An 11,075-nucleotide genomic window follows, 5' to 3' on the forward strand; every position below is an offset into this window, starting at 1 on the left:
GGCGTATCGCGCGATACATCGTCGGAGAAGCGCTCGCCGGCTTGCCTGTCAAGGCGTCTTCTTGAATGAAGCCCTGGAAAACCGTGCGTCCGCGGGCAGCGTCAGTGTGCCGTTTTCGATGTTGCCCGACCGAAGACGCGGCATCGGATCGCTCATATCGAGCGGCAGCCGCAGCGCGTGCTCGGGACAGCCACGCCGCGTCGAGCCGATGCTTCCCGGCTGGTCGAGGCGGCCCGAGAATTCGTTGCAGCCGTCGAAGCCTTGAATTGCTTGTCCTTCGATCGTGAAGCGGGGCAGCGCTTTCTCGTCTGTCGACGAAGGCGCGATCAGTTTCCAGCTTCCCTGCAAGTCGGCGACGTTCAACGGCTCTGCGATCGACGCCGTGCTCCATAAGAACGCCCCAGCGATCAGCCATGTCTTCGGGAGCCGCGGCATCGCGTCCTCCTGTCGTCGAGGTAAAGAGACGATGGCCCGTCGTCCGTTCGAACCGGCGAGCCACCGAAGCCGAGGCTAGTTGCAATATCCCTGCGACGCGAACGTACCGCCGCCGGGCGCCGCACCGCTGCACAGCGTATTCAGCAGCGATGCGATATTGCCCGAACCGTAATTGCCATACGTGGCGTTCGGATACTGCGTGTTCTGACGGAACTGCGACGCATAGTTATCCTTGGGCGCGTTCGGATCGGACGATCCCCACGATGTCACGCCGATGATCGCGAGATTCGACGAATTGCCCACCACGGCGCCGCCGGAGAGAACCGCATCGCGTGCCCGGAAGTTCACGATCCACGGTCCGCCGCTTGCGCCGCCCGTGAGATTGCTGCCCTGCCAGAGTTGCGATGCGCCGCTGACCGTCGTCGTGTAGGTCGGGCCATCGGTGCGCTGCATGATCGCGCCGCTGTCGAGCAACGCGGGATAGCCGAAGGTCGTCACGGCCGCCGTCTGAAGATTGCCGGTTTTCGACGACGATATGAAGGAATAGTTGTTCCAGCCATAGTTCAGATATCCGGTGATGTCGCCGATGAATTGATTCGATGCGTTCTTCGCTATCGCGATCACCGCGATATCGTTGTTGCGCGCCGAACCCGATCCGGTGTCAGTGCCGTTCGCCCATGTCGATGGCCGCACGAGCCCGGCCCAGGTCCATCTGCCATAAGGCGCGATCTGCGCTGCGGTGGCTCCGGAAGCGCCGTAATGTCCCGGGATGAACTGCCAGCCCGAGAAGAGCGAGCTCCCGCTGCCGAACCCCTGGACGCAGTGCGCTGCCGTAACGATGACGCTTCTGCGAATCAGGCTCGCGGTGCAATATCCCGCGGAGAACGTGAGCTTGCCGATCGCGCGATAGGGATAGGTCGTGCTGAGGTAATTCGCGCTCGTGGTGCCGGAGGCGCTTTGATTGCCGTCCTGCACGCGGCCGGTGGTATAGGGGATGCCGAAATCGCCATATGCTCTCGTCTGCGCATTGCTCACGATGCCGCTTTGCGTGTTCACGCCCGCCGCATAAGGTTCCGGACCGGTGTTCGGGACAATCGTGGATGTGTCCGGAGGCAGAAGTACGTTGACGACCGGCTTGAGACTCGATACATCCGTCATCGCGGCGCGCGAGGCGGCAGGATTCGTATTCACGATGACTTCATCTTCCGCATGTGCAACGTTTGCGCTCACTATCGACAGCGCGACAACCGCTGTCACCTCCACGCAGGCGACTCGTTTCGATCTTTGCATGACACCCTCCGGTTGATGAATACGATGTGTCTGATGAACATCGACTTTTCGTTGTTTGGTATTCCTAATTCTTATGAACATGTCCGTGGTCTGATTCGTCAGATGCTTGCGGGTGTCATTGCTTACGTCGAATGGAGATGACCCGGGTTCCGGCGCGCGCTTAACTTGGACGAATTCAAACGCATGCCGTGCAATCGATCAGGAAAGCGAACAATAAATAACTCTAGTTCAAATTCTCGCCGATCTCGATCTGGTCTTTCGTCAGCGGATAGTGTCGGCGTCCTTCCGTCGTCTGACCGGTCGCGCGTTTGCTTTTGATCCGCGCGGGCATGGTCCGATTGGATATGCGGTTCACTGCACAGAGCTCGCTTGACGACAGCCTTTCCATACAGATAGCCTACACGCAGGCTATAAACAGCTTTCGAAACGAAATCAGCGACAAGCCCCTTCTGCGCGGCTTCCGGATCAGGCTGCTTCTTCGACGCTCGACGCGGACGGTCGCAACGGCCGTCATTCCCGGTCATGACTTCGGCGAGCCAGATCGCGACGGGCGCACATATTCCGGCGCTCGCAATCGGCCGCAAACGTTCTCTGCGCGTTCGCGCACGGCGTGAAACGACGACGCCCTCGCCTCCGGTTGCGTACCGCACAGAACGCTACGTACAGCCTGTCATTCTTGCCCCACATCGCGTTTGACTCTCCAGGTGGACGCGTGGCGAAGAAACACTTCAAGGGGCACAGATGAGTAATCCTAAAAAATTCAAATTCAATACCGCAATCAAGCTCAGCGTGATCGTGATCGCGGCGGCCATGTCGAATCTCGCGTCGGCGCAAACGGCGGGGAATCCTTGCAGCAACCAGACTTCAGAGGGGTGTGTGCTGATCGGCCCCAGTGCCGTAATGACGGTTGCAGCGACGGACTCGTCGACGAGCGTAGCGCCGTCGACGACACCGACGGTCGATACGGTGTCGGCCGTCGTGCCTTTGCTCGAGGGCGGCCGCGGCGGACAGGGATCGCCCGGTGCGGGCTCGAGCGGCGGAAATTCCAGCGGGTCTGGCTCAGGCAGCGGTTCCGGGACAGGCACCGGCTCGGGACAGGGTTCGGCCAGCAGCGGTCCGGGCTCGACGGCGGGCGCTGGCGGCACGAACTCGGGCGGCGGAGGCAAGGGAACGGGATCGACCGGGAGCGGCAACGGCAGCTCGGGCCCGGGTGGTGGCGATTCCGGCGGCGGTGATTCGGGAGGAGACACCGGCGGCGATGGTCACGGACATGGTCATGGGCACGGTCACGGTCACGGCGATGGTGACGGCGATGGCGATGGTCACGGCCACGGGCATGGTCACGGCGATGGTGACGGCGATGGTCATGGTCATGGTCACGGCGACGGTGACGGCGATGGTCATGGACATGGTCATGGCGACGGTGATGGCGATGGTCATGGACATGGTCACGGCGACGGTGATGGCGATGGTCATGGCCATGGACATGGTCACGGCGACGGTGACGGCGATGGTCATGGACATGGTCACGGCGGCGGTGACGGCGATGGCGATGGTCACGGCCACGGGCACGGTCACGGCGATGGCCATGGCGACGGTCATGGTGATGGCCACGGCGACGGTCACGGTGATGGCCATGGGGACGGCCATGGTCATGGCGACGGTGACGGGGGACACGGCCATGGTGGAGTCGGCCACGGCGACGGCGGACACGGCGACGGCGGCCACGGCGACGGCGGACACGGCGACGGTGGCCACGGTGATGGCGGTCATGGCGACGGTGGCCACGGCGACGGTGGTCACGGAAATGGCTCGGCTGGTGGTCATGGCAGCGGTCACGGCGGTGGCGACGGCGGCGGTGGTGGCAACGGCGGCGGCCATGGTGGTGGTGGCAACGGCAACGGCGGCGGCGGCGGCAACGGCGGTGGCGGTGGCGGTAACGGCGGCGGCCATGGTGGCGCCGGCAACGGCAGTGGCGGCAACGGCGGTGGCGGCCATGGTGGTGGCGGTAACGGCGGTGGCGGTGGCAACGGTGGCAACGGTGGCAACGGTGGCGGCCATGGTGGTGGCGGTAACGGTGGAGGCGGCGGTAACGGCGGCGGCCATGGTGGTGGCGGCAACGGTGGCGGCGGCAGCGGCGGCGGCGGCAGCGGCGGCGGCGGCCATGGTGGTGGCGGTAACGGTGGCGGCGGCAACGGTGGCGGCGGTAACGGCGGCGGCGGTAACGGCGGCGGCGGTAACGGCGGCGGCGGTAACGGTGGCGGCGGCCATGGTGGTGGCGGTAACGGTGGCGGCGGCCATGGTGGCAACGGCAGCGGCGGCAACGGCAACGGCAGCGGCGGCAACGGCAGCGGCGGCAACGGCAATGGCGGCAACGGCGGCGGCGGCCATGGCGGCGGCGGTCACGGCGGTGGCGGCAACGGTGGCGGCGGCCACGGCGGCCGTTAATCAAGCAGTGCAAGGAAGAACCGATGCCCTTCGCCGGGCATCGGTTTTTTTTCATCGATCAGCGAGACGGACCGTTACCCGCATCCGGACCACGATGAGCAGGATCATCACGACGCGCGCGGACTATCCCCTCCTCACGCGCGAGAAAGGACCCCGCCATGCACGCTCGTATCCTCGACCTGAACGGCCGCGTCGCCCTGGTGACCGGCGGCTCACGCGGCATTGGCCGCGCGATTTCGCTCGCCCTTGCGTCTTGCGGCGCGTCCGTAGCGGTCAACTATCGCCAGCGCGATAACGAAGCCGCCGATGTCATCGCGGAAATCGAACGCATCGGCGGCCGCGCGATCGCGGTACGCGCCGACGTATCGCTCAGCGGCGAGGTCGACGCGATGATCGCCGACGTCGAGCAACGCATCGGCCCTATCGACATACTCGTGAACAACGCCGGCACCGCGACGATGATCGACATCGACGATCTCACCGAGGCTGAATTCGACCGCACGCTCGCCGTCAATCTGAAGTCGGCGTTTCTGTGCACGCAGGCCGTGCTGCGCGGGATGCGCGCGCGGCGCTGGGGCCGCGTCGTCAATCTGTCATCGGCGGCGGCCCGCGGGCCGGGTCTCGTGGGCATCCATTACAACGCATCGAAGGCTGGTCTCGAAGGCCTGACGCGCGGCTATGCAGGCCGGCTCGCGCGCGACGGCATCACCGTCAACGCCGTTGCGCCCGGGCCGATCGACACCGAAATGGCCGGGCCGCTCAAGGCATCGAACGTCGCCCAGAGGCTGCCCGTCGGCCGGCTGGGAGAAGCGAGCGAAGTCGCGGATGTCGTGATGATGGTCATTGGCAATGCATTCATCACCGGGCAGACGATACCCGTCAACGGCGGCGCGAGCTTCATCTGATCGATGAGGACTGAAGGCTCGCGCGATGATGTTCCAGCGGATGGGGGATGCGAACGTCGATCGGCCGCTCCGGATTTGGAACGGTTCACCAAAAAGATCGATCGGCTTCGAACCAAGCGCGCCGCTAGCCCAGCGGCGGGGCGGCTGCGGGCGCACCGCTGTGCGTGACGACTCCCTTGACGCCCGGCGCATTCTCGGCCGCCACGCGAATGGCGTTCGCTTCATCCTCGCTCATGACACGCGTCCACAGATGCACGGTCCCGTTCTCCACGATGATGTTCTCCCGAGGCAGCGCCCAGGGATGGTCCGCCATTGCGGCGAGAACCGCCTCGCGAATCGAGTGATCGCTGATATCGGCATCGACGGGTAGTTCAGGCGCCATCGTCACGAGCGCCCGGATCAGATTCGCGCGGCTCACGACGCCGACGACCTTGCCGTCGCGCATCACAGGCACGCGCTTGATGCGCTTGCGTTCTAGCAACTCGGCAATGTCGGCGACGGGACACGTTTCGGTCACGGTGGCGACATCGGTGCTCATCACATCCCTGACCTTGCGCGCGTGCTCCTTGACGTACTGGCTCGCCAGTTCACGTGTCGATGCCACCAGTTCGAGCCACCACGCGCGCTGCCTGGCGCCGGTCCCGATCTCCGCGCGATGCATCAGATCGCCCTCCGTGACGATGCCGAGCAGCTTGCCGTCCTCGTCGATCACGGGCATCCCGCTGATGCCCGCGAATACCATCGTTCCTGCGGCCTGGCGCACGGACATGTCGGGCGTCGCGGAAACGATCGATGTCGTCATGATGTCGGCAGCTCGCACGTTCATCTCCCCAGGGCAGACAACAGCGTTCTGAATCAGAGCGATGACGCCAGCGGCGCACGCCCATCGTGGTCCGGCGCGTGATGCGATTCCGCATCCGGAGTCTTTTGGAAGATACAACAGATCGGGCTGCAGTTCATGCATTCGGCCAGACCATAAAAATCTCTAGCGGCGATACACCGCCAAAGACGACCAGACGAATCTCCACTCGTACGAAGTAATTTTTTCTGCCAAGGTGAAGCAACGAAAGATTTTTTTACTTTGACAGGATTTACATTCATCTCATAAGACGATAACCTTGCTGCCGTTAGTCAGGTTTTCGGCAACGCTTGCCGATGTTACGCAGAGACCCGATATTTTCGGCAAGTCTGACCGAAACTGCGCAAACGTCACCTAACACCAGACGACGCCGCCTTCGAACTGAGCTCGCTTGTCATTTCGTAAGGCCCAAGCGGGCAATCGCAAACGTTTGCCCGACTCCGCCATCCGGAGCGCTTGCTGTACTGCGCACTGGACCAGCTAAGTGATTCCGTGCCGTTCGGCTTTGCTCCTCAGCGCCTCAATTTTGGCGTCGGGCAGGCGGATTTGGCCTTGGTGCGTAGTTCGGATGCCTAATTAATGCCACCCGAACGCAGCGCGGATAGCGCGATACACACTGTGAACCACTGAGCAGGTCCAGCAGCGTCCCGGATTTTACGAGCCTTACGCTACTCAATTAGCCATGCTAACTGTAATGACGAATCGAAATCACACCTCTGCCCGCACCTACAACTTTTTCTCGGCGCGCAAGGCCGCGGCAATCGCGACAGCGGTTCTCACGAGTGTGCTGCTCGCCGCCTGCGGAGGCGGCGGTGACAGCGCCCTCGACGACGCAACCGCAAAGAGCGCCGCGCCCGAATCGACGGCCAAGGCCGCGACCAGCACGTCCATCTTCTACGGCGCCAACGGCCGGAACACGAACGGTGGCGCGTACGACACGACGCCCGTAGCGACGCAGCTCGCGCAACTGAAGGACATCGGCGCGACGATCTATCGTAACGACGTGTACAGCCTGAGCTCGGCGAAGGTCATCGCGAAGATGGCGCAAACGATGGCAGCCAGCGGCGTGACCGTGTACCCCGTGATCCTGCTCGGCACCGGCTTCAATTCCGAGCAGGACGCGTACAACGCAGCCTACACGCTCGGCCAACAGGTTGCGGGAACATACAAGTACAAGTACTACGAAGTCGGCAACGAACTCGAGGCGCAAGCGCTCAACGGCAACGTCGACGGCACGAGCTGGACGCACTACAGGAACCAGCCTTACGTCCTCGCGCGCGGCGTGATTCGTGGCCTGATCGCGGGCGTCAAGTCGGTGGACGGTTCGGCGAAGATCGTCGTGAACGGCACTTGGCTGCACTACGCCTTCTTCCAGATGCTGATGGACGGCTCGCAGCCTGACGGCACCCGCGGCCACCCGACCGTCAGCTGGGACGTCACCGCGTGGCACTGGTACTCGAACCAGGGCAACATGACGCGCGCATGCGGCGGCACGGGTTGTTACGACATGCTGGGCGTGCTCCATTCGTTCGGCAAGCCGGTGTGGATCAACGAATTCGGCGTGCGTCCGAACTACGGCACCGATCAGCAGATCGCGAATTACATGGCCGGCAATACGATGATGGCGCAGTTCCAGAGCGTTGCATCGAAGTACAACATTCAGTCGATCCAGGCGTTCGAACTCTATGACGACAACGAAGGCGACTTCGGTCTGATGAAGTCGGACGGCCAGACGACGAAGGCCGCTTACTGGGCGTACAAGAACTTCGTGGCCGGCCACCCGATGTAAGTTGCGCGGGGTTCCGTCACCCCGTCGAATAGTTTTCTCGCCTCTTCCGGCATCTCTTCACGAGCGACCCATTGTGGTCGCTCGTGGCGTTTCAGGCCCTGAAATCAGGCACTTTTCCCGACGACGCCGTTCTGCGCTTATCGGCGCGACGATATGACTGGTATTCAGTCGCAGCGCCTTGTCGGCGAATGCGGTCCGCCCTAACCTGCAAGAGAGCCAGCCCTTCCGATAGCTGCGGGTCGGCCATTCCCATGCGATCCATACACCGCCTGGTCTTGCCGTTGCGCAAGACGCAGGCCCTATTGGAGAAGATATGCGCGCCAATCTGCAATCCGTCATCGAACGAGACGAGTCATTCGCCGGCATGCCCCGAAGTACGCCGGTCGCTATCGACGATCGCGTGCGATCCATACTTTATTGCGGTGGAACAGGCGCCGCATCGATCGTGGAAATCGCGAGGCGGCTTGCATCGGCGGGGCGCAAATTCGAGGTGCACAACTTCGTGCAATCGGCCGACCGCGCGGCTCTGCTCGAAGAATTCGACGCGCTGCGCGAGCACGGCAAGGTCTATCATCATTTCGACCTGCCGGATGACCTATCCGCGCAAACGAGCGCCTTCGCCATGAGTCCGACTCACGCAAGCACGCAGATCTACTGCAGCGGGCCGCCCGCTTTCATGGATCGGGTCGAGCGTCAGGCGCGCGACTGGGTGTACGCGGCCAACATTCACAAGATCGGTCTCGACGACCGAGCCGCTTAGTTTGAGAACAGCGCCGGATCGAGACCCAGCGCCTCAGCCAGTTCTCGCGGCGATCGCACGACCTGTGCTTGCGCGGGGAACAGCGCGGCGCCTTCATCGTCGAAAGGCCACGCCAGAACACGCATATGCGCGGCGATTGCGGCACGCGCGCCGGTCGGGCTATCTTCCACGGCGATCACTTCTTCGGGGGCCAGACGTAGCAGCCAGGCTGCGCGCTCGTATGGCTCGGGGCTCGGCTTGCCGTTGCGCACATCGTTGACGCTGATGGTCACGAGCGATGGCTCTTCGATGCCGAGCGCGCGCAGATTCGCTTCGAGCAGCATGCGCGATGCGTTCGACACGATTGCCTGCGTGATGCCCGCGGCTTTCGCGGCGCGATACACGTCGAGCGCGCCGGGGCGCGGCACGAGCGCGGGCGCACCGTCGAGATAGGCGCGTGCGCGAAACGCGGACCAGTCCGCGTAATCCACCGATAAGCCGAAGCGCTCACAACACAGTGCATGCACTTCGCGTCCGGTCTTCCCGAAGATGAGCGGATGCATCTCTTCGCCCGCCTCCACGCCATGACGCGCGAGCGCCGCGATCAGCGTGCGCAAATGAAGCGACTCGCTTTCCGCGAGCGTGCCGTCCATGTCCCACAAAATGGCTTTGATCAAAGCTTGATTCGTCCTTGTCGTTCGGTTGAGTCCGAGTGCGGTAAGGGCGCAGCCTATCACGACGCCATCGGCTCGCGCGTGGCATGCATGAGCTCGTCGAGCAGGCAAAGCCGATCGCGCGACGCTGATGTCGACTGAAGAATCGCTTAGCCGCGCGCGGCGTTCTCAGGCACGCAACTGAACGAAACGGTCGACGTCTGTTCTTCGAGGGAGCGCACGCCGCTCGTCGCTTCGGACTTGATCGCGACGCGCTGCGAGCGTTGCTTGCAGTAATCCACAGCGGCATCCATCGCCGCGTTGCGCGCGGTCACCCACGACATGCGCGTGCCTGTCGCCTTGCCGGTCACCGTGTAAGTGTTGGGTTGCGCACCGGCCGTGACGCCGTTGGTCGTGCCGCATGCGACAAGCAGACAGGCGAGCAAGAGCGCACCGAGCGCGCGCGGCGTCGAGCGCATTGATCTTAAGTAAGAGAACATGCTTGCGGATCGTGAAAATTGAGATACCGCCCGAATGGTACAAGCGCCTGCGATTTTCTTCACAAATCACAGGGCAGGCGCGATGTATTCGAGTCCGGCGCAAGCGGCCACGCGAGCTTTCCTGCGCGCATTTTCACGATCGACCGCGTGTGCGATCGGTTGTTCCCGTTCAAGCCTGAGCGATACGATCCAGCAAGCGCTGCAGGCGCGAATGCTGAGAGGGCGCGAGCCCCGGCGTGGCGATCGCCTGCACGACGCGTCCGCGCCAGTATGTCTTGGAGAAGAGCGAATTCGCGCCTTCGAGGCTCAGCACTTGCTCGAGATGGTCGATCGCCGAATCGAGATGACCGACGCTATAGAGAGGCATGCGTGCGCGGATGTCGTTCATGGCGCGGTCTGTCGGAGAGCGAAGCTTTCGGATGAGGATTTGATTCGATGCGCGACGTCGTGACGAACACGCGCCGCGCAAGGACTGACGTTCTATCGATGCACACGCAGGCGTCAGCTCATGTGCTGGCCGCCGTTGATCGCGATGTTCGAGCCGGTGACGAAGCCGGCGTCGTCGGAGCACAGGAACGCGACGAGCGCGGCGACTTCTTCGGGCTTGCCCAGACGGCCTGCCGGAATCTGCGGAAGAATCTTCGTATCGAGAATCTCCTGCGGGATCGCGGTCACCATCTTGGTCGCGAGATAGCCTGGCGAGATCGTGTTCACGGTGACGCCCTTCTTCGCGACTTCGAGCGCGAGGGACTTCGTGAAGCCGTGCATGCCGGCTTTCGCGGCCGCGTAGTTCGTCTGGCCGATCTGACCTTTCGAGCCGTTCACCGACGAAATATTGATGATGCGGCCAAAGCCGCGCGACACCATTTCTTCGCAGACCGGCTTGGTCATGTTGAAGACCGAGTCGAGATTGGTGCGCAGCACGGCGTCCCAGTTCACCTTTGTCATCTTTTTGAAGGTCGTGTCCTGGGTGATGCCGGCGTTGTTCACGAGGATATCGATCGGGCCGACTTCGGCCTGGATCTTCGCCACGCAGTGCTGGGCGGAATCATAGTCGGCGACGTCCACGCCGTACGCGCGGAAGTTGTAGCCCTGGCGATCCATGCTCGCGAGCCACTCGCCGACCTTTGCGTTGCCCGGCGAATGCGTCACGACGACCGCGTAACCGGCGTCGTGCAGCTTGATGCTGATGGCTTCGCCAAGGCCGCCCATGCCGCCCGTCACCAATGCGATGCGCTTAGTCATTCAGATACTCCTCGTCAATTTCTCTCAGGTTAATGAAGCTCGGAATGGCACCGGCGCTGCGAGCTCGCCTCGACGCTTATAGTGTGTGGATGTCGCGTCGGGCCTCGTGTTCTGCGCCGGTGTACTTGCTTTCGTTACAGACGTTCCACCGCCAGCGCCACACCCATGCCGCCGCCGATGCACAGCGACGCCAGGCCCTTCTTCGCATCGCG

General features: G+C 63.0%; 12 protein-coding genes. 3 read left to right on the forward strand and 9 right to left on the reverse strand.

The window, feature by feature from the left end:
- Positions 1 to 48 precede the first annotated feature (48 nt).
- The 4 genes from NCS58_RS24990 to NCS58_RS25005 all read right to left on the reverse strand — a co-directional run bounded on the left by NCS58_RS24990 (position 49) and on the right by NCS58_RS25005 (position 4,161).
- The gene (locus NCS58_RS24990) at positions 49 to 435 is read right to left on the reverse strand and encodes an META domain-containing protein (protein ID WP_061119252.1); all 387 of its coding nucleotides are present in this window, start codon (positions 433 to 435) and stop codon (positions 49 to 51) included.
- A 75-nt stretch (positions 436 to 510) separates the two neighbouring features.
- The gene (locus tag NCS58_RS24995; RefSeq protein WP_250477753.1) at positions 511 to 1,626 is read right to left on the reverse strand and encodes a trypsin-like serine protease; all 1,116 of its coding nucleotides are present in this window, start codon (positions 1,624 to 1,626) and stop codon (positions 511 to 513) included.
- Positions 1,627 to 2,453: 827 nt separating this feature from the next.
- A complete protein-coding gene (locus NCS58_RS25000) occupies positions 2,454 to 2,810 on the reverse strand; it encodes a hypothetical protein (RefSeq protein WP_250477754.1) in 357 nt (118 codons plus the stop codon).
- Positions 2,785 to 4,161, reverse strand: a complete 1,377-nt coding sequence (locus tag NCS58_RS25005; RefSeq protein WP_250538904.1) for a hypothetical protein — start codon at positions 4,159 to 4,161, stop codon at positions 2,785 to 2,787. The genes NCS58_RS25000 and NCS58_RS25005 overlap by 26 nt, the downstream gene beginning before the upstream one ends.
- A 170-nt stretch (positions 4,162 to 4,331) precedes the next feature.
- On the opposite strand from NCS58_RS25005, the gene NCS58_RS25010 reads away from it, so the two are divergent.
- On the forward strand, positions 4,332 to 5,078 hold the full coding sequence (locus NCS58_RS25010; protein WP_061121955.1) for an SDR family NAD(P)-dependent oxidoreductase: 747 nt from the start codon (positions 4,332 to 4,334) through the stop codon (positions 5,076 to 5,078).
- A gap of 124 nt (positions 5,079 to 5,202) precedes the next feature.
- Here the strand turns inward: NCS58_RS25010 and NCS58_RS25015 are convergent, their stop codons facing one another.
- A complete protein-coding gene (locus tag NCS58_RS25015) occupies positions 5,203 to 5,880 on the reverse strand; it encodes a CBS domain-containing protein (RefSeq protein ID WP_250490601.1) in 678 nt (225 codons plus the stop codon).
- A gap of 751 nt (positions 5,881 to 6,631) precedes the next feature.
- On the opposite strand from NCS58_RS25015, the gene NCS58_RS25020 reads away from it, so the two are divergent.
- Positions 6,632 to 7,726, forward strand: a complete 1,095-nt coding sequence (locus NCS58_RS25020) for a glycosyl hydrolase (protein ID WP_061121956.1) — start codon at positions 6,632 to 6,634, stop codon at positions 7,724 to 7,726.
- Between the two features lie 313 nt (positions 7,727 to 8,039).
- Positions 8,040 to 8,486, forward strand: a complete 447-nt coding sequence (locus tag NCS58_RS25025; protein WP_250490602.1) for a hypothetical protein — start codon at positions 8,040 to 8,042, stop codon at positions 8,484 to 8,486.
- Here NCS58_RS25025 and NCS58_RS25030 read toward each other — a convergent pair.
- The 4 genes from NCS58_RS25030 to phbB all read right to left on the reverse strand — a co-directional run bounded on the left by NCS58_RS25030 (position 8,483) and on the right by phbB (position 10,863).
- On the reverse strand, positions 8,483 to 9,142 hold the full coding sequence (locus NCS58_RS25030; protein WP_061121957.1) for an HAD family phosphatase: 660 nt from the start codon (positions 9,140 to 9,142) through the stop codon (positions 8,483 to 8,485). The genes NCS58_RS25025 and NCS58_RS25030 overlap by 4 nt on opposite strands.
- A gap of 146 nt (positions 9,143 to 9,288) precedes the next feature.
- Positions 9,289 to 9,618 (reverse strand): hypothetical protein, encoded by a 330-nt coding sequence (locus tag NCS58_RS25035; protein ID WP_061121958.1) that lies wholly within the window; start codon positions 9,616 to 9,618, stop codon positions 9,289 to 9,291.
- 169 nt (positions 9,619 to 9,787) lie between these two features.
- Positions 9,788 to 10,006, reverse strand: coding sequence for a hypothetical protein (locus NCS58_RS25040; protein ID WP_061121959.1), 219 nt, complete (start codon positions 10,004 to 10,006; stop codon positions 9,788 to 9,790).
- Positions 10,007 to 10,119: 113 nt separating this feature from the next.
- The gene (phbB, locus tag NCS58_RS25045) at positions 10,120 to 10,863 is read right to left on the reverse strand and encodes an acetoacetyl-CoA reductase (protein WP_061121960.1); all 744 of its coding nucleotides are present in this window, start codon (positions 10,861 to 10,863) and stop codon (positions 10,120 to 10,122) included.
- Between the last annotated feature and the right edge of the window lie 212 nt (positions 10,864 to 11,075).

Source organism: Caballeronia sp. INML3B, assembly GCF_023631305.1.
Taxonomy (GTDB): Bacteria; Pseudomonadota; Gammaproteobacteria; order Burkholderiales; family Burkholderiaceae; genus Caballeronia; species Caballeronia turbans.